Origin of the sequence: Azospirillum brasilense (assembly GCF_003349955.1) — a bacterium.
GTDB classification, from domain to species: Bacteria; Pseudomonadota; Alphaproteobacteria; order Azospirillales; family Azospirillaceae; genus Azospirillum; species Azospirillum brasilense_B.
On the sequence record NZ_QLKQ01000038.1, the window covers coordinates 1 to 17697 of the forward strand.

A 17697-nucleotide genomic window follows, 5' to 3' on the forward strand; every position below is an offset into this window, starting at 1 on the left:
GGCGGTGGAGGGGGCGCCGCTTCCGCCTTCGCGGGTTCGCCATCCTCCGAGATGATGCGGCGGATGGAGGCGAGGATCTCCTCCATCGACGGTTCTTGCTGGCCTTTATCGCTCATCGTGGCAAACCCGGAGACGTCATCCTGACGCGGACACTAGGGCAGGACTGGGTAAAAAGCCACCAGACAAAAACGGCCCGCCGAGGCGGGCCGTTTCGATCATCCGGGGACGATCACCCTGGAAGGGGCATTCAAGTGCGGTCACTCCGGCACGCCGGTTCCGATCCACTTGTTCCGCACCTGCTTGTAGTGCGTGTCGGCATCGTAATACTGGACCGGCAGGTTGAGCTGCCGCGCCGTCAACTGGCCGATGGCGCCGAGGACCGTGAAGGCCTGGACCATCTCCGTCCGCTGAGCGCGGACGAGGTTGACGCGGGCGTTCAGCAGCTCCTGCTCCTGGTTCAACACGTCGAGCACGGTGCGCGACCCGACCTGGGCCTCCTGGCGCACGCCTTCCAGCGCGATTTCAGCGGCCCGGATCTGGGAGTTGTAGGACTCGATGCTCGCCCGGGCGGCCTGCAGCCCCTGCCACGCGCTGATCGCCGCCTCGACCGCCTGACGGCGGGTGTCGTCGATCTGCAGGCGGGCCTGATTCGCCGTGTGCTTCGCCTCGCGGGTCAGCGCTTCCGGCAGGCCGGCCTGATAGAGCGGGATGGTGATCTGCGCGGTGAACTGCGCGCCGTCCTGCCGCTTGATGTCGATGCCCGACGAACGGCCGGCGTCGATGGTGCGGTTGGCCTGCGCCGACAGGTTGGCCGACGGGAGCAGACGGCCGAACTGCTGGTCCACCGCCTCGCGCTGCGCCGCCTCGGTGTAAGTGGCCGACAGCACCGAAGGGTTGTTGGAACGGGCCATTTCGACGACCTCGTCGAGCGTCCCCGGCAGCTTGAACTTCGGCTTCGGCGCCTTCAGCTTGCCCGGCATCGAGCCGACGACGCGCTCGTAAGTCGCGCGCGAGGCCTGGAGCGTGCCTTCGGCGGAGATGCGGGCGGCGATGGAGGCGGCCAGACGCGATTCGGACTGGCTGACGTCGGTGCGGGTGTACTCGCCGACGCGGAAGCGGTCGCGGGCAGCGTCGAGCTGGCGGCGCAGGACCTGCTCGTTGTTGGCCTGGAGTTCCAGCACCGCCTGGTTCTGCACGACATCCAGATAGGCGGCCGCGGCGTTCAGCAGGATCTGCTGCTCGTTGGCGAGCACGGTGGCGCGCTGCGCCTCGACGGTGCGCTCGGCGCGGCGGACGGCCGGACCTACGGTCGCGTCGTAGAGCGGTTGGGTGGCGGTGACGCCGACGCTCTTGGCGTTGTTCTCGGACCCGGTCTCGCCGCCCTGAAACTTGCTGTCGGAGGCGTTGCGGGTGATGCCCGCGGTCGCCCGCACCGTCGGACGGTAGCCGGACAGGGCCTGCGGAACGCTCTCGTCCACGGCGCGCTGGCGGGCGCGCTGGGCGGCGAGCGCCGGGTTGTTGGAATAGGCCTGCGCTAGCGCGTCTTCGAGGGATTGGGCCGACGCGGTGTCGATGCCCCCGACGAAGGCAACCCCCAGCGTGAGGGCGGTCGCCATCAAATGGCGCGCGAAACGGCTTCGCACAGTCATGTTCAATAGACCTTCATGTTCGGGTCGATTCGGCGCGCCCAGGCATCCACCCCGCCATTCAGGTTGGTGGCGCGGGAAAATCCCTGGGAACGCAACCACATGGTCACCTGCGCGCTGCGTCCGCCGTGATGGCAGACGACCACGATGTCGCGGTCCCGCGGCAACTCCCCGACGCGGGCGGGCAACGCCCCCATCGGAATGTGGAGGCTGTCGGGAAGGGCGCAGATGGCCACCTCCCCCGGTTCCCGTACATCGAGGACCAGCGGATCGTCACCCGATGTCCGGATGCGGTCCAGATCCTCGACTTCCATCTCAAACGGCGCCGGCATGCCTTGATTCTCCGCTGCGGGCCGCAAGACCGCGGCCGGTGAAAGGCAAGGTGACAGGCTGGGGGAAAGGTCGACGGGGGCCGAAGCCCCCGGGATCACTCATTCTACGATCAGAATACGAATTTCGGCTTGGCTTCGAAACCGGGCAGCGGGTGCGTGTGCGCTTCGAACAGCGTGCGGGCCGAGGTGACCCCGCCGCTGCGCTGATAAAGCTTCACCTCGCCCACCCCACGGTCGCCCATGACGGCGGTGACCAGGCGTCCGCCTTCGCCCAGCTGGGCCAGGATGCCGTCCGGCACCTCCGACACCAGGCCTTCGATCACGATAACATCGTACGGGGCCTGCTGCGGATAGCCCTCGGCCAGGGGCGCCGAGATGATGACGGCATTGTCGGCGCCAACGGCGGTCAGCGCCTCCGTGGCCTGCCCGGCCAGTTCAGCGTCGGACTCGATGCCGACGACGGTCGCGGCAAGGCGGGCCAGCACGGCGGTCGAATAGCCGGACCCGCTGCCGATGTCGAGCACGACGTCCGTCGCCTCGATGCCCACTTCCTGGAGCATGCGGGCGAAGACCATCGGCTCCATCAGATAGCGGCCTTTGCCGATCGCGAGGTCCTCGTCCACATAGGCGATGCCGCGCGCCGCCTTCGGTACGAACTGTTCGCGGGGAATGTCGAGCATGGCATCGACCAGACGCTGGTCGGTCACCTTGTTCGGTCGGATCTGCCCTTCGACCATGTTGAGGCGGGCGGCGGCGTATTCGGACATGGCGGTCGCTTACAATCTGGTGGACGGAGCGCGGCGCCAAGCCGTGATGCGCGGCCTCGCTGCCTCGTCGCGTATATATCTTCAAAGTCTCACGAACACAACGCCGCACCGGATCATCGAAAAAACGCCACGAAGGCGCTTGACCACCCCCATAAACAGCAGTATACGTCCGCTCCCACGCCGCGGCGCTCCCGCTAGGGGGTGTCGGACGCAAGGATGGCGCGGTGGCAGAGTGGTGATGCAGCGGACTGCAAATCCGTGTACGTGGGTTCGATTCCCGCCCGTGCCTCCATCCTTGATCGTTGGAAACCTTAGGGTTTTCAGCCTTTCGCCCTGAGGCCCGAAGGCCTGGGGCACACAGTTTACCCCCCCCCGATTGCTTCCAAGGGTCGTCCAGACTGCGGACAAGGTTCTCGCGGCCTCCGTCGTCCACGACACCGCCCTTTTTCCACAAATTGATTGCCCGCTTGCGCAGGCCCCCCTGATGCGGCGCCCGTTCGGCGCCGTTTGAAGGCGTTGCGCCGGTTTTTATCCGGCGACTCCGTTCTGGCGAAAGCCGCATCAGCTCTTACCAGAAGGACGCCTCTGCCAGAGCGGGCTTCGCGCGTCCAACTCCCGGAGCTTTGACCGGCGGGCGGCCTCACATCTTCCATGCCCTGGGCGTCGACTGCATGCGGATAATCCTTTCCGCGTTGCCAGGGAGTTCGGCAAATGGCTGAGGTTGAATTCATTCTCGGAGCACAAATTCAATTGGACGCAATGCTTCCCGCCAATCCAGGTAACCCAACAGCACTACCTGTGGGGATTCAAGGAAATACCGGCGACGGCGTGTATATAATAATAAATGTTTATCCAAACAACAACGCCATTCCCTTTAATCGATATATGGGCGTCACCACCAATTTCAACAATCGGTTCGCTAGCAGACAGGGCTCTTGCTTTGAACTCGGTTTGGAGCAGCATACTTTGAATGGAGTCGATGCCTACCTTGGTACAGCGCGATACCGGGACAATGGCGGACTCTGGCACAATCATAACAACTACACTCAAAACAACAATGGGCTGGATATTACGCTCGATGGTCAAGATTATGACCTTGAACATATTTTCATAAAAGGATGTCATTATATTTTTGGCGGAACAATCACCAACACCCTCAAAGTCGCCCCCCTTGTGAACAATGGGGCACACAATATCGTTATCAGAGTGTACTGGGATGACATCAACAACGTGCAACAGGTTCTGGACGTGACCATCCCCCCGGGCGGCCAGCTTGCATGAATGCGCCATAAGCGGCTTCGAGGAAGGCAAGCGTTTGCCGCGCCGCACGGGCGCGCGCATCCGTGCTCGGACGGTTGCCCCACAGTTCGCGCAGGAAGTCCGGGACGGTGGGCGTGCAGACCCCCCGCCGTGCAGAGGCGCATAATCCGCGAGGGACCTCCTTTCCCCCTGCCCGGTCCGGTGGATTTTTTGCCATCAAAAGGCTTGGCAAGCGTCGGATGGTCCGCTATATAGCCGCCCACGCCGGACGTTGCACCTCGCAAGGCCGGTCAGACTGATCCCGGTTAGCTCAGTCGGTAGAGCAGCGGACTGTTAATCCGCGTGTCGCTGGTTCGAGTCCAGCACCGGGAGCCACTTCGATGAAAAGGCCGAGTCCTTGCGGACTCGGCCTTTTCTCATGGCGGATGGTCTTAGCGTCCGGTCGTTGCCACCGCTTTCGGTATGATCCGAAGGAATGGGCGGTCCGACCGAAGGTCTGGTGCGTCTGCCGCGCTTCCGGCGCTACACTGTGATCGGAAACCCTTCGAGTCGGGATTTCGCCTGTTCAGCGGTGGAGGCGACCCATGACCATCTTCCCACTTCTCTCTCCTCGGCTCATCACCCCCCAAGACGACTCCCGGCGTCCCGATGGACCGCGTCAGGCGGAGGGATGGGTCGGCGCGGTGGCGGTGCTTGCTCTGTCCATGGCGCTGGCGGTTGTCCTGCTCGGCATCGACTGGCATCGGATGTTGGGGCCTGGGGAGGCGGCTCTCCCGGAGAACCAGCGCTCCCTGATCGTGACACCGATGCCGATGCCGCGGTGACACGACCCTCCGGGATCGCATGGACCGCCGGCGTGGCGGTCTATCGCGGTTGCGGGTCGTCGTAGATCAGGCGGTTGTCCGCCGCCTCGCCGGCGGGGTCGCCGATGTCGCGTCTCCATTCACCGCACCAGTCGGTGGACAGGGTGATCGGAAAGCGTCCTTCCGTGTCGCGCGGCGTCACCTGCGGCGGAAAGCGTCGGCACAGGCCCTTCGGTCCCCTCTGGCGGATGCCCTGCCCTTCCCAGAACAGGCAGGTGTAGCAGTTGTCGATTCGCTTCATCGCAGGGACGCGCTCCTTCCTTCAACGGCGGCGTCCCGGCCCGACGACCCGGTCCGGGAACGGCGGCAGTGTCGGTCAGCCGCCCCCTCCGCGTCGATGAAGAAATGCGCGCCGGTGTCGGCGGCGGCGCGTCACTCGTGCCGTGGCTTGCCCTTGCGCATGTCGTCGGAGTGCTGGGCGTAGAAGGCCTTGATATCCGCATCCAGTTCGAGCTTCCGGCGTTCGCCGGACGACCCGGCGGGCTCGTCGGCCAGACGCTGGAACTCCGCAACCGCCTGTTCGAGTTCGCGTTCGCTGTTGATCGGCATCGGTCCCGTCCTTCGTGGTGTCGCTGCCATGGGTAACGTTGCGCGGCGGACAGAGGTTTCATGGTCCGGACAGGTGTTTTCCCGTCGAATCAGGGAACCCCTTGATGGATGCGCCCTGGCGCTCATGTTTAATCCGGGGATCGAGCACTCCGGCGTCCCGCCCGACTCGACTCCGGCAAGGGAGGGAAGCATGACGGGTCGCTGGCGCCGCATCCCCTGGACGATGCCCCTCTCCATGGCCTGCCTTTCCGCCATCCTTTTGTTGACCCCTCCCCTCGCCACGGCGCGGGCGGAGCAGCTCGACGCGGCGAAGCTGGCGGGAGCCCTGGTCCGCATCTCCGCCACCATCCTGCCCGACAGCCAGAGCGCCCGCTCGCTCGGCACGGAGCGCGAGGGGACCGGCGTCGTCATCGACGGGTCCGGGCTGATCCTGACCATCGGCTACACGATCCTGGAGGCGTCGCAGCTCCAGGTGACCACCGGCGAGGGGCGCGGCTATCCCGCCGAGTTCGTGGCCTACGACCAGGCCAGCGGCTTCGGGCTGCTGCGCGCCGGCATGGGCTTCAGCGCCGCCCCCGTGCGCCTCGGCGATTCCGACGCGATCAAGGAGGGGGAGCGCGCCATGGTGCTCACCCGGCAGGGGTCCACCGGGGTGCAGCCGGTGCTGATCGTCGCGAAACGCGAGTTCGCCGGCTACTGGGAGTATCTGCTCGACGAGGCGATCTTCACGACGCCGCCGATCATGGGCTTCAACGGCGCCGCCCTGATCGACCGCAAGGGCGAATTGGTCGGGATCGGATCGCTGATCGTGCGCGACGCGGTGCCGGCCCATGGCGGCATTCCCGGCAACATGTTCGTTCCGGTCTCCGCGCTGAAGCCGATCCTGGCCGATCTGCTGGCCTTCGGGCGGCGGCAGGAGCCGGCGCGCCCCTGGCTGGGCGTTACCCTGCGCGAGGAGCAGGGCCGCCTGATGGTGGAGCGGGTCACCCCGCAGAGCCCCGCCGCGACCGTGGGAATCCAGCCGGGCGACATGATCGTCGGGGTCGCCGGCCAAAGGCCGAAGGGGCTGGCGGACTTCTACCGCAAGGTCTGGGGTCTCGGGCCGGCCGGAGTCACCGTGCCGCTGGAGTTGCTGCGCGGCCCCAAGCTGGAGCCGGTCGCCGTCCCCTCCGCCGACCGCTACAGCACGCTGAAGCTGAACCCGACCTTTTGAGAGTCCGTTTGGCCGCCTCGCCCAGGCCGGGCGGATGCGCTACATCCTTGGACCATGCCCGCACCGCAAGCCAAGGAGTGCCGCCCGTGGATCATCCGGACATCGAGGTCCAAGAGAAGAAGAGGGCCTACAACGGCTATCTCAAGGTCGACGTTTACCGCCTGCGCCACAAGAAGTTCGACGGGTCCTGGAGCGGCGTCCTGCCGCCGCGCGAGGTCTGTGTGCGCGGCGAGGCCGTGGGCGTCCTGCTCTACGATCCGGATCGCGACTGCGTCGTTCTGATCGAACAGTTCCGGGTCGGATCGGCCTCGGCGGGCGGGCGGGCGTGGCTGACGGAGATCGTCGCCGGCCTGCTGGACGAGGGTGAGACGCCCGAACAGGTGGCGCGACGCGAGGCCATGGAAGAGGCCGGCTGCGCCGTCCAGGAGATCGAGACGATCTGCGACTACTATCCCAGCCCCGGCGCCTACGACGAACATGTCACCGTCTTTTGCGGGCGGGTGGACAGCCGGGGTCTTGCCGCGACGGGCGGCTGCGCCGACGAACACGAGGACATCCGCATCATGGTCGTCCCGGCCGACGAGGCGATCCGGCTGCTCGACGAGAACCGGCTGAACAACTCCATCGCCATCATCGCGCTCGGCTGGTTCGCACGAAACCGCGACCGGCTGCGCGCCAAGTGGATTGGGAAATAAAAAGAACGATCGTGACTCGTTCAATGCTGCATTTCACAAGCCGACCTTGAATTCCCTGGTGCGCAATCCGATAGTGTTGCCCGGCTCATCATTCGATTCGGGAGACAGTTCGTGGACATCCGCACCGGCTTCATCGGCTCCATCGGCAACACGCCGCTGATTCGGCTGGAAGGGCCGTCGAAGGCCACGGGATGCGAGATCCTGGGCAAGGCGGAGTTCCTCAACCCCGGCGGCTCGGTGAAGGACCGCGCGGCCCTGGCCATCGTCCGCGACGCCGAGCGCCGGGGCCTGCTTCGCCCCGGCGGCACCATTGTGGAGGGCACGGCGGGCAACACCGGAATCGGGCTGGCGCTGGTTGGCAACGCGCTCGGCTACCGCACCGTCATCGTGATGCCGGAGACGCAGAGCCAGGAGAAGAAGGACATGCTGCGCCTGATCGGCGCCGACCTTCGTCTGGTGCCGGCGGTGCCCTACTCCAACCCCGACAACTACGTCCGTTATTCCGGCCGTCTGGCCGAGGAGCTGGCGAAGACCGAGCCGAACGGCGCCGTCTGGGCCAACCAGTTCGACAATGTGGCGAACCGCGAGGGCCACCGCCTGACCACCGGTCCGGAAATCTGGACCCAGACCGAGGGGCGGATCGACGCCTTCACCTGCGCGGTGGGCAGCGGCGGCACGCTGGCCGGCGTCGGTCTGGCGCTGAAGGAGCGCGATCCAGGGGTCCGCATCGTTCTGGCCGACCCGATGGGCGCCTCCCTCTACCACCACTACGCCCACGGGACGCTGAAGGCCGAGGGCAGCTCGATCACCGAAGGCATCGGCCAGGGCCGGATCACCGCTAACCTGGAGGGCGCCCCGGTCGATCAGGCCTTGCAGATCCCCGACGAGGAAGCCCTGCCGATCATCTTCGACCTGATCAAGTCGCAGGGCCTGGTGCTGGGCGGCTCGTCGGGCATCAACATCGCGGCGGCCATCCGCATCGCCAGGGAGATGGGTCCGGGCCACACCATCGTGACGATTCTCTGCGACGGAGGGCAGCGCTACCAATCGAAGCTCTTCAATCCGGCCTTCCTGCGTGAGAAGAATCTGCCTGTTCCCGATTGGCTGGATTCGTAAACGCACCCGAGGTTCCATGGAGCTGATTTTCCGCGAGGACGCCTACGCCACCTCCTGCACCGCCACCGTGATCGCCGCGGACGAGCGGGGCATCCGTTTGGACCGCACGGTCTTCTACCCCAACGGCGGCGGCCAGCCCGGCGACACCGGGCTGCTGCGCGTCGCCGGGGCCACGCTGCGCATCGTCGACACGGTGAAGGGCGACGGGCCGGACGACGTCATCCATGTGCCGGAGCCCGGCGCGGCCCTGCCCGCTCCCGGCACCCCGGTGGACGCCGAGATCGACTGGGACCGCCGGCACCGCCACATGCGGATGCACACGGCGCTGCACCTCGTCTGCGCCGTGCTGCCGGGCGCCTCGATCACCGGCGCCCAGGTCGGGGCGGAGCGCAGCCGCGTCGATTTCAACGTCCCGACCGAGGGGCTCGACAAGGAGGCCATCGCGGTGGCCCTGAACCGGCTGGTCGCCGCGGACACGCCGGTCGGCTCGCTGTGGATCACCGACGAAGAACTGGACGCCAACCCCGAGCTGATCCGCACCCTGACGGTCAAGCCGCCGCGTGGCCACGGCCGCGTCCGGCTGGTGGACATCGCCGGGGTCGACCGCCAGCCCTGCGGCGGTACCCATGTGAAGCGGCTGGGCGAGATCGGCGGGCTCGACGTCGTGAAGATCGAGAACAAGGGCAAGCAGAACCGGCGCGTGGTCGTCGCGCTGCGGGATTGAACGGGAGGACATGTCATGACCGATTCGCACACCACGCTCACCCTCCCCGGCCCGATCGTTCCGACGGGCTGGCTGGCCGACCGGCTGGGCCAGCCGGGCCTGCGCGTCCTCGACGCCTCCTGGTTCATGCCCGGCTCCGGCCGTGAGCCGGCTGCCGAGTTCCTGGAGCGGCACATCCCCGGGGCCGTGCGCATCGACATCGACGACGTGGCGCAGCCGGACACCCATCCCCTGCCGCACATGGTGCCGGACGAGGCGACCTTCGCGGCCAAGGTCGGGGCGCTTGGCGTCGGCGGCGGCGACACGGTGATCGTCTATGACAGCGCCGGCATGGCCACCGCCGCCGCCCGCGTCTGGTGGATGTTCCGCCTGTTCGGGCATGGCCGCGTCGCCGTGCTGGACGGCGGCCTGCCGAAATGGATCGCGGAGGGTCGCCCCCTGGAATCCGGTCCGGCCGACCCGGCCCCGGCGGCTTTCACGGCGGCGCTGCGCCCCGGCCTGCTGCGGCGGGCCGACGACCTGCTCGCCAACATCGACTCGCGGGTGGATCAGGTGGTGGATGCCCGGGCCGCCAACCGCTACGAGGGTGCCGTCACCGAGCCCTGGCCGGGTCGCCGCAGCGGGCGCATCCCCGGCAGCCTCAACCTGCCCTTCAACGAGCTGGTCGACGCGGAGAGCAAGACCCTGCTGCCGTCCGAAGCCATCGCGGAGCGGGCGAAGGGCGCCGGTCTCGATCTGGAGCGTCCCATCGTCGCCTCCTGCGGCAGCGGGGTGACCGCCTGCGTGCTGGCGCTCGGGCTGGCCGTGGCCGGCAAGGAGGATGTGGCCGTCTATGACGGGTCCTGGGCGGAATGGGGGCTGCGCGATGACCTCCCGCTGGAAACGGGACCGGTGGCGCGGTGAGCGGCGCCCTGAGCATCCGCCACTACGACGCGGCGGACCGCGACGACGTGGTGGCGTTGTGGACCGCCTGCAACCTCGTTGTGCCATGGAACGACCCGGTGGCCGACATCGCGCTCGCGGTGTCCAAGCCGAACGCCACGATCCTGATCGGCCGCGCGGGCGAGCGGACCTTGGCGTCGGTCATGGTCGGTCACGACGGGCACCGCGGCTGGTTCTACTATCTGGCGGTCGATCCCGCCTGCCGCGGGCACGGGCACGGCCGGGCGATGGTCGAGGCGGCGGAGGGCTGGCTGGTGGAAGCAGGCATGCCCAAGGCGCAGCTCATGGTGCGCGCGACGAACCACGCCGTGGTGGCGTTCTATGAGCGGCTGGGCTATGCCACCGGTCCCGTTACCGTGATGCAGAAATGGCTGAAGACCGATTCTCCCTGACGCCGCCCTCCCGGACGTCCCTGCCGCCCTCCCGGATCGCGGCGCCGGTGCCGCTTGGCTGCCTGTCCGTCATCGTCACCTATCTGGAGATGACGGCCCCGCCAGCCCACGCGCCCCTGCCCCGTCCGGCGGGTGACGTGGCGCTGGTGCGGGCCAACCCGCCCACCGCCTCCTATTACCGCTATCTCTACGACACGGTCGGCGAGCCCTGGCTGTGGCACGAGCGGCGGCGCATGCCGATGCCGGAACTGGGGCGCGTCGTCACCGACCCGCGGGTCGAGATCTGGGTCCTCTACGTGAACGGCACGCCCGCCGGCTACGCCGAGATCGACCGGCGGGAGGAGGACACCGATCTGGCCTATTTCGGGCTGATTCCCGATTTCATCGGCCTGAAGCTCGGCCCCTGGCTGCTCGACACGGCGATCCGGCTGGCCTGGCAGGGCGGGACGAAGCGGCTTCTCGTCAACACCTGCACCTTCGACCATCCAAAGGCGCTGCCGCTCTACCAGTCGATGGGCTTCGTGCCCTACCGGCATGTGACCCGCGAAATCCGCGATCCCCGCCTGCTCGGCTGGCTGCCGCGGACCTCGGCGCCGCACATTCCGATCAACGAGTGACAGGCTGACCGGCCCGCTCGCCCGAGTTCGCTCCACGCCGCTTCGAACGCCAGGGCACCGACGCCATGATGAAGGGCATTCTGTTCGCGTTCCTGGCCTTCGCCTTCTTCGCCTGGGGCGACGCGCTGGTGAAGGCGATCGGCCATGGGCTGGACCCGTTCGAGGTCACCTTCTTCGCCTATATCCTGCCGCTGCTGCTCTCCCCGGTCTTCATGACCAGGGGGGACCGCATCGGCGACCTGCTGCGCTGGAACCGCCCCTGGCTGATGGCGGTGCGGCTGGTCTTCGTCGCGGCCTCCACCCCGCTCAGCGTCATGTCGTTCCGCAGCCTTCCCTTCGCGGAAGCCTTCGCGATGATCTTCCTGATGCCCAGCCTGGTGACGCTGCTGGCGATCGTCGTGTTGAAGCAGCCGGTGCGCTGGCGTCGCCGGCTGGCCATCGGGGCGGCCTTCATCGGTGTGCTGATCGTCGCCCGCCCCGGCTTCCGCGAGCTGCTGCCCGGCCATTTCGCGGCGCTGGGCTGCGCCTTCAGCTCCGCCGTCGTGGTCATCACCGGGCGGATGATCGGGCATTCGGAGAAGCGCTTCACCCTGATCGGGACGGTCTTCCTGTCCACCGCCGTCGCGTCCGGCCTGCTGATGATCCCCGGCTTCGAGTGGCCGACGCAGGAGCAGTGGATTCTGACGGTGGGCTTCGCCACCACGACCTTCGCCGCCCAGGCCCTGTTCACCCTGGCCGCCGCCTTCGCCCCGGCCGACCGGGTGGGGGCAGCCCAGTACAGCCAGATCCTGTGGGCGCTGGCCATCGGGGCGATCTTCTTCGACGAGTGGCCGGACCTGCTGTCTCTGGTCGGCATCGTCATCGTCGTCGGCTCCGGGCTGTTCATCTTCGCCCGCGAGCACGCCCGGCATCCCGACCCTATACCCGAACCGGTTCCCGGCGTGGAGCCGGTGGTCAGCTCAGAATCTCACCCAGAGCAGCCACCAGAGCCCGGTTTTCGTCCTCCCGCCCGACCGTGATGCGCAGGCAGTCGGCCAGACCGTAATCCAGGGTGGGCTTCACCAGGATGCCGCGGCGCGCCAGATGGTCCAGCACCGCCTGGACGCCGAGCGACGGGTCGGTCGGGATGCGCGCCAGGATGAAGTTGCAGACGCTGGGATAGACGCGCACGCCGAGCTGCTCCAGCTCGTGGCTCAACCAGGGCAGCCACGCGCTGTTGTGGGCGAAGGTCGCCTCCTCATGCTCGGTGTCGCCGACGGCGGCCTCCGCCGCGGCCTGGGCGGCGATCCCGACGTTGAAGGGGCCGCGCGTCTGGTTGACCGCCTCGATCACCCCCGCCGGGCCGTAAGCCCAGCCGACGCGCAGCCCGGCCAGCCCATGGAGCTTGGAGAAGGTGCGCACCATCAGCACATTGTCGGAGTTCTCGACGATCTCCGTCCCGTCGCTGTAGTTGTCGCGGCGGCAATAGTCGGCGTAGGCCGAGTCCAGAACCAGCAGAGTGTGCGACGGCAGGCCGGCGCGCAGCCGCAGAACCAGCTCCGCCGGGATGTAGGTGCCGGTAGGGTTGTTCGGGTTGGCGAGGAAGCAGAGCTTCGTCTTCTCGTTCGCCCGGTCGATCATCGCCTCGACATCGACCACCAGATCGCGCTCCGCGGCGATGACCGGAGTCGCCCCGGCGGCGCGGATCGCCTTCATGAAGCCGCGGTAGCCGTGCTCGTGGCACAGCACCTCGTCCCCCGGCCCGGCGAAGGCCTGGGTGACGAGGTGGATCATCTCGTCGGAGCCGTTGGCGCAGGTGATGTGGCCGGCGTCCAGATCGTAGCGCCGGGCGATGGCGTGGCGCAGGCGGTCCTGCGACCAGTCGGGATAGCGGTGGATCTGCGCCGCCATGTGGCGGTAGGCGGTGAGCGCCTTCTTGCCGGGTCCCAGCGGATTGACCGTCAGAGACAGATCGACCCAGGCGGCGCCGTCCTCCGGTGGTCGGGCGGGACGGTAGGGCTTGATCTGGCCAATTCCGGGACGGGGACTCAGCAGCTCCATCAGGCAGGCTCCGTTGTGCATAGCGGCAGACAGCACGAACGGACTGCATTCAACCCGAAACCGCGGCAACCCGCCAGCGTTCCTTGCGGGTTGCGCTGGTTTACCGCGCCGGAACAAGCCGTTCCGGCGCGGTTGTGAGCATCAGTGGTTCAGGATCTGGCTGAGGAACAGCTTCGTCCGGTCCGACTGCGGGCTGTTGAAGAACTCGTTGGGCGTGTTCTGCTCGACGATCTCGCCACGGTCCATGAAGATGACCCGGTCGGCGACCGACTTGGCGAAGCCCATCTCGTGCGTCACGCAGAGCATGGTCATGCCGTCCTCGGCCAGACCGATCATGACGTCCAGCACTTCCTTGACCATCTCGGGGTCGAGAGCGGAGGTCGGCTCGTCGAACAGCATGACCTTCGGGCTCATGCACAGCGAGCGGGCGATCGCCACGCGCTGCTGCTGGCCGCCGGAAAGCTGGCCGGGATACTTGTGCGCCTGCTCGGCGATGCGCACCCGCTTCAGGTAGCGCATCGCCATCTCCTCCGCCTCGGCCTTCGGCTTCTTGCGGACCCAGATGGGGGCGAGCGTGCAGTTCTCCAGCACGGTCAGGTGCGGGAACAGGTTGAAATGCTGGAACACCATGCCGACTTCGCGGCGGACCAGTTCGATGTTCTTCAGGTTGCCGGTCAGCTCGATGCCGTCGACGATGATGGAGCCCTTCTGATGCTCCTCAAGCCGGTTCAGGCAGCGGATCATGGTCGACTTGCCGGAGCCCGAGGGGCCGCAGATCACGATCCGCTCCCCCTTGGCGACCGACAGGTCGATGTTCTTCAGGACGTGGAACTCGCCGTACCACTTGTGCACGCCCTGGCACTGGATGATCGGCTCCCCCTGGGGGAAGCTGCGCGCGGCGCCGGCGGTTTGGGTCATGGTCATCTCTTTTCCCTCTCCCTCAGCGACGGTGACCGCGACGCAGGTCGCGTTCGAGTTTTTGGCTGTATTTGGACATCGAGAAGCAGAACACCCAGTAGATCACGCCGATGAACAGGTAGGCCTCGCGGTAGAAGCCACGCCAGGCCGGGTCGGAGAGCGCCGCCTTGGCGGTTCCCAGCAGGTCGTAGAGGCCGATGATGATGACCAGCGACGTGTCCTTGAAGAAGCTGATGAAGGTGTTCACCAGCGGCGGGATGGAGATGGCGAGCGCCTGCGGCAGGATGATCTTGCCCATCGCCTGCCAGTAGTTCAGGCCGAGCGCGTCCGCCGCCTCGTACTGGCCCTTCGGAATGGCCTGGAGACCGCCGCGGATGGCTTCCGCCATGTAGGCGGCGGCGAACATGATGAAGGCGATCTGGGCGCGCAGCAGCTTGTCGAAGTTCACGCCGGTCGGCAGGAACAGCGGGAACATCACCGAGGCCATGAACAGCAGGCTGATCAGCGGCACGCCGCGGATCAGCTCGATGTAGGTCACCGAGATCACGCGGATGGCCGGAAGCTGCGACCGCCGGCCGAGCGCCAGAAGGACCGACGCCGGGAAGGCCACGGAGAGGCCGACCACCGACAGCATCAGGGTCAGCGGCAGGCCGCCCCACAGCGTGTTTTCGACATAGGTCAGGCCGAGCACGCCGCCCCACATCAGCACGCCCACCGCGGTCAGGCCGGCGATCCAGACGAGGGCCAGCCAGGGCTTCCAGAAGCGGCGGTCGCAGCTCGCCAGCACCAGCGCGATGATGATCACGATGGTGATCAGCGGCCGCCACTGCTCGTCGTACGGGAAGGTGCCGAACATGACGAAGCGCAGCTTCTCGCTGACGAAGGTCCAGCAGGCGCCACCCTCCTGCCGGCACACCTGGGGCGGTGTGCCGAAGCTGTTGGCGCTGAAGATCAGCCAGTCGAGAAGCGGCGGGATCGCCTTGAACAGAAGCCAGGCGATCAGGATCGTCAGGAGCGCGTTGTACCAGGTGTTGAACAGGTTGTTGCGCAGCCACGCCACGGGGCCGACGGTGTTGGACGGCGGACGCTCGTCGGGGATGTTGCCGGAATGGACGTTGCCGGTATGAACGTTGTTTGCCATGGCCGTCAGCGCTCCACCAGCGCGATGCGCTTGTTGTACCAGTTCATGAAGATCGAGATGCCCAGGCTGATGACCAGATAGGTGCCCATGATCATCGCCACGCCCTCGATCGCCTGACCGGTCTGGTTCAGCGTCGTGTTGGCGATCGACACCAGATCCGGGTAGCCGATGGCGAGCGCCAGGGAGCTGTTCTTGGTCAGGTTCAGATACTGGCTGGTCAGCGGCGGCACGATCACCCGCAGCGCCTGCGGCAGCACGACGAGCCGCAGCGTCTTGCCGCTGTCGATGCCGAGCGCCCTCGCGGCTTCCGTCTGGCCCCAGTTGACCGCCAGGATGCCGCTGCGCACCACCTCGGCGATGAAGGCCGCGGTGTAGACGACCAGACCGACCAGGATCGCGAAGAATTCCGGGGTGATGACCACGCCGCCGACGAAGTTGAAGCCCTGCAGCTTCGGCACGTCCAGCGCCGTCGGCGCGCCGCCGGCGATGTAGGCGATCAGCGGCAGGCCGATCAGCAGCCCGAGGCTCGCCGAGCCGACCGGGAAGGGCTGGCCCGTCCGCTCCTGCCGGGCCTTGGCCCAGCGCCGCAGGAAGATCACGGCGATCACCGCGATGGCGAGCGCGAAGCCCATCGTTCCCCACACCGGGTCGGCGGAGGGCACCGGCACGAACAGGCCGCGCTGCGACAGGAACACGCCGGGAATCGGGTTCAGCGCCTGCCGCACCGGCGGCATGCTTTCCGAGACCAGCGCGTACCAGAAGAAGAGCTGGAGCAGCGGCGGGATGTTGCGGACGATCTCCACATAGGTGGAGGCCAGCTTGGCGATCAGCCAGTTGCTCGACAGGCGGGCGACGCCGATCAGCGTGCCCAGCACGGTCGCCAGGACGACGCCGATGATCGACACCTTCAGCGTGTTCAGCACGCCGACCAGGAAGGCCCGGCCGTAGCTGTCCCGCGGATGATAGTCGATGAGGCTCTCACCGATGCCGAAGGAGGCCTCGCGATCCAGGAAACCGAATCCCGTCGCGATGGACCGCTTCGACAGGTTGTCGAGCGTGTTGTGGATAAGGAACCAGCCGACCGCGATGACGATGCCGACCACCAGAACCTGGTAGAACACGGCACGCACCGTCGGGTCGCTGAGGGAAAATGAAACACCGCCAGGCGCGCTTGGGCGCGCGGTGTCCCGGGTCTCGCTGGCCACGGTTCTCTCCCCTCACCAGCATGGCATAAGGGCGTCGGCCGCCTCCCGAACGTCCGCCGCAACTTGCGCCACGTATATCGTCTCCCAAACGGGCCTGCGGCACGGGCCTTGATTCTTGTCGCCCTGCAACCGCCCCGCCCGTCGTCAAAAAAGGAAGGACCGCGGGCCTCCCTGTGGTCCGCGGTCCCCCTTTCCGTCCTTAGCGGATCGGCATCGCGTACTGCAGACCGCCGTTGGTCCACAGCGCGTTCAGACCGCGCTCCAGCTTCAGCGGGGTCTTCGTGCCGACGTTGCGCTCGAAGATCTCACCATAGTTGCCCATGGTCTTGATGATGTTGTAGGCCCACTTCTCGTCAAGGCCCAGCGCCTTGCCCATGCCCGGCGAGGTGCCGAGGATGCGCTGGATCTCCGGGTTCTTGCTGTTCACGAACTCGTCGACGTTCTTGGAGGTGATGCCCATCTCTTCGGCCTGGATGGTGGCGTAGACGGTCCACTTCACCACATCGAACCACTGATCGTCACCGTGACGGACGGCGGGGGCCAGCGGCTCTTTGGAGATGATCTCCGGGAGGATGAGGTGGTCGTCCGGAACCGGGGCCACGCCGGCGCGGGTGCCGGCCAGACCGGAGGCGTCGGTCGTCAGCACGTCGCAGCGGCCGGCGAAGTAGGCGGCGTTCACCTCGTCGTTCGACTCGATGACGACCGGGTTGTAGGACATGTTGTTGGTGCGGAAATAGTCCGCCAGGTTCAGTTCGGTCGTGGTGCCGGCCTGGACGCAGACGGTGGCGCCGTTCAGCTCCTTGGCGCTCTTCACGCCGAGCTTCTTGTTCACCATGAAGCCCTGGCCGTCATAATAGGTGACCGGGGCGAAGTTCAGGCCGACCGAGGTGTCGCGGGTCAGCGTGACGGTGGTGTTGCGCGACAGCAGATCGACCTCGCCCGACTGGATGGCGGGGAAACGCTGCTGGGCCGACAGCGGGGTGAACTTGACCTTGTTCGGGTCGTTGAACAGCGCAACCGCGACCGCGCGGCAGTAATCGACATCGAGACCGGTCCAGTTGCCCGAGCTGTCGGGGTTGCCGAAGCCCGGAAGGCCGGCGTTCACGCCGCACTGGACGAAGCCGCGGCCCTTGACGGCGTCCAGCGTCGGACCGGCCTGGGCACCGGTGACGGCGCCGAACACCACGGCCGCGGCAGCAGCGGCGAGGATTCCCGATTTCATATTAAGCTCCACCCTGTTCTTGCGTTTTTACGCTTAGGTTCGTGCATTGCGCGCC

At 66.8% G+C, this 17697-nt stretch carries 20 protein-coding genes, 2 tRNA genes and 1 pseudogene; 12 read left to right on the forward strand and 11 right to left on the reverse strand.

Annotated elements, in window-relative coordinates; all coding sequences use genetic code 11:
* The 4 genes and pseudogenes from DXK32_RS33695 to DXK32_RS17280 all read right to left on the reverse strand — a co-directional run.
* Positions 1 to 116, reverse strand: a pseudogene (locus DXK32_RS33695) (DUF2497 domain-containing protein); the annotation flags it as partial.
* A gap of 141 nt (positions 117 to 257) precedes the next feature.
* On the reverse strand, positions 258 to 1616 hold the full coding sequence (locus tag DXK32_RS17270; RefSeq protein WP_247877210.1) for a TolC family outer membrane protein: 1359 nt from the start codon (positions 1614 to 1616) through the stop codon (positions 258 to 260).
* 35 nt (positions 1617 to 1651) lie between these two features.
* Complete coding sequence (locus tag DXK32_RS17275; protein WP_114859657.1) at positions 1652 to 1978, reverse strand: rhodanese-like domain-containing protein; 327 nt, start codon at positions 1976 to 1978, stop codon at positions 1652 to 1654.
* A 110-nt stretch (positions 1979 to 2088) separates the two neighbouring features.
* Complete coding sequence (locus DXK32_RS17280) at positions 2089 to 2745, reverse strand: protein-L-isoaspartate O-methyltransferase family protein (RefSeq protein WP_114859658.1); 657 nt, start codon at positions 2743 to 2745, stop codon at positions 2089 to 2091.
* Positions 2746 to 2963: 218 nt separating this feature from the next.
* Between DXK32_RS17280 and DXK32_RS17285 the strand changes: the two genes are divergently transcribed.
* The 4 genes from DXK32_RS17285 (at position 2964) to DXK32_RS17295 (ending at position 4829) form a co-directional block, all read left to right on the forward strand.
* Positions 2964 to 3037 (forward strand) — tRNA-Cys (locus DXK32_RS17285).
* 419 nt (positions 3038 to 3456) lie between these two features.
* Positions 3457 to 4026, forward strand: coding sequence for a hypothetical protein (locus DXK32_RS32225; RefSeq protein WP_162801220.1), 570 nt, complete (start codon positions 3457 to 3459; stop codon positions 4024 to 4026).
* 278 nt (positions 4027 to 4304) lie between these two features.
* Positions 4305 to 4380, forward strand: a tRNA-Asn gene (locus DXK32_RS17290).
* Positions 4381 to 4589: 209 nt separating this feature from the next.
* Positions 4590 to 4829 (forward strand): hypothetical protein, encoded by a 240-nt coding sequence (locus DXK32_RS17295; RefSeq protein WP_114859659.1) that lies wholly within the window; start codon positions 4590 to 4592, stop codon positions 4827 to 4829.
* Positions 4830 to 4869: 40 nt separating this feature from the next.
* Here DXK32_RS17295 and DXK32_RS17300 read toward each other — a convergent pair whose 3' ends face one another.
* Both DXK32_RS17300 and DXK32_RS32720 read right to left on the reverse strand, forming a co-directional pair.
* Positions 4870 to 5109, reverse strand: a complete 240-nt coding sequence (locus DXK32_RS17300; protein WP_114859660.1) for a hypothetical protein — start codon at positions 5107 to 5109, stop codon at positions 4870 to 4872.
* A gap of 131 nt (positions 5110 to 5240) precedes the next feature.
* A complete protein-coding gene (locus DXK32_RS32720) occupies positions 5241 to 5417 on the reverse strand; it encodes a hypothetical protein (protein ID WP_205215752.1) in 177 nt (58 codons plus the stop codon).
* 190 nt (positions 5418 to 5607) lie between these two features.
* Here DXK32_RS32720 and DXK32_RS17305 point away from each other — a divergent pair, with 190 nt between their 5' ends.
* The 8 genes from DXK32_RS17305 to DXK32_RS17340 all read left to right on the forward strand — a co-directional run bounded on the left by DXK32_RS17305 (position 5608) and on the right by DXK32_RS17340 (position 12135).
* On the forward strand, positions 5608 to 6630 hold the full coding sequence (locus tag DXK32_RS17305) for a S1C family serine protease (RefSeq protein ID WP_114859661.1): 1023 nt from the start codon (positions 5608 to 5610) through the stop codon (positions 6628 to 6630).
* A gap of 86 nt (positions 6631 to 6716) precedes the next feature.
* Positions 6717 to 7325: an NUDIX domain-containing protein gene (locus DXK32_RS17310; RefSeq protein ID WP_114859662.1), complete on the forward strand. Its 609-nt coding sequence runs from the start codon at positions 6717 to 6719 to the stop codon at positions 7323 to 7325.
* A gap of 111 nt (positions 7326 to 7436) precedes the next feature.
* Positions 7437 to 8441, forward strand: coding sequence for a cysteine synthase A (locus DXK32_RS17315; protein WP_114859663.1), 1005 nt, complete (start codon positions 7437 to 7439; stop codon positions 8439 to 8441).
* 16 nt (positions 8442 to 8457) lie between these two features.
* The gene (locus DXK32_RS17320; RefSeq protein ID WP_114859664.1) at positions 8458 to 9165 is read left to right on the forward strand and encodes an alanyl-tRNA editing protein; all 708 of its coding nucleotides are present in this window, start codon (positions 8458 to 8460) and stop codon (positions 9163 to 9165) included.
* Between the two features lie 15 nt (positions 9166 to 9180).
* Entirely contained in the window at positions 9181 to 10068 is an 888-nt protein-coding gene (gene sseA, locus DXK32_RS17325) for a 3-mercaptopyruvate sulfurtransferase (RefSeq protein WP_114859665.1), read from the forward strand.
* Positions 10065 to 10499, forward strand: coding sequence for a GNAT family acetyltransferase (locus DXK32_RS17330; protein ID WP_114859666.1), 435 nt, complete (start codon positions 10065 to 10067; stop codon positions 10497 to 10499). The genes sseA and DXK32_RS17330 overlap by 4 nt, the downstream gene beginning before the upstream one ends.
* Positions 10475 to 11116, forward strand: coding sequence for a GNAT family N-acetyltransferase (locus DXK32_RS17335; protein ID WP_114859667.1), 642 nt, complete (start codon positions 10475 to 10477; stop codon positions 11114 to 11116). Before DXK32_RS17330 ends, DXK32_RS17335 begins: the two co-directional genes overlap by 25 nt.
* A 65-nt stretch (positions 11117 to 11181) precedes the next feature.
* Positions 11182 to 12135 (forward strand): EamA family transporter, encoded by a 954-nt coding sequence (locus DXK32_RS17340; RefSeq protein ID WP_114859668.1) that lies wholly within the window; start codon positions 11182 to 11184, stop codon positions 12133 to 12135.
* On the opposite strand, the gene DXK32_RS17345 is transcribed toward DXK32_RS17340, so the two are convergent.
* The 5 genes from DXK32_RS17345 to DXK32_RS17365 form a co-directional block, all read right to left on the reverse strand.
* Positions 12071 to 13156: a pyridoxal phosphate-dependent aminotransferase gene (locus DXK32_RS17345; protein ID WP_114859711.1), complete on the reverse strand. Its 1086-nt coding sequence runs from the start codon at positions 13154 to 13156 to the stop codon at positions 12071 to 12073. The two genes, DXK32_RS17340 and DXK32_RS17345, sit on opposite strands and share 65 nt — an antisense overlap.
* A gap of 141 nt (positions 13157 to 13297) precedes the next feature.
* Positions 13298 to 14074 carry an amino acid ABC transporter ATP-binding protein gene (locus DXK32_RS17350; protein WP_114859712.1) on the reverse strand — a complete coding sequence of 259 codons (777 nt, stop codon included), beginning with the start codon at positions 14072 to 14074 and terminating at the stop codon, positions 13298 to 13300.
* 22 nt (positions 14075 to 14096) lie between these two features.
* Entirely contained in the window at positions 14097 to 15215 is a 1119-nt protein-coding gene (locus tag DXK32_RS17355) for an amino acid ABC transporter permease (protein WP_114859669.1), read from the reverse strand.
* Positions 15216 to 15220: 5 nt separating this feature from the next.
* Complete coding sequence (locus DXK32_RS17360) at positions 15221 to 16420, reverse strand: amino acid ABC transporter permease (RefSeq protein WP_114859670.1); 1200 nt, start codon at positions 16418 to 16420, stop codon at positions 15221 to 15223.
* A gap of 199 nt (positions 16421 to 16619) precedes the next feature.
* The gene (locus DXK32_RS17365; protein ID WP_114859671.1) at positions 16620 to 17642 is read right to left on the reverse strand and encodes an amino acid ABC transporter substrate-binding protein; all 1023 of its coding nucleotides are present in this window, start codon (positions 17640 to 17642) and stop codon (positions 16620 to 16622) included.
* Positions 17643 to 17697: the final 55 nt, after the last annotated feature.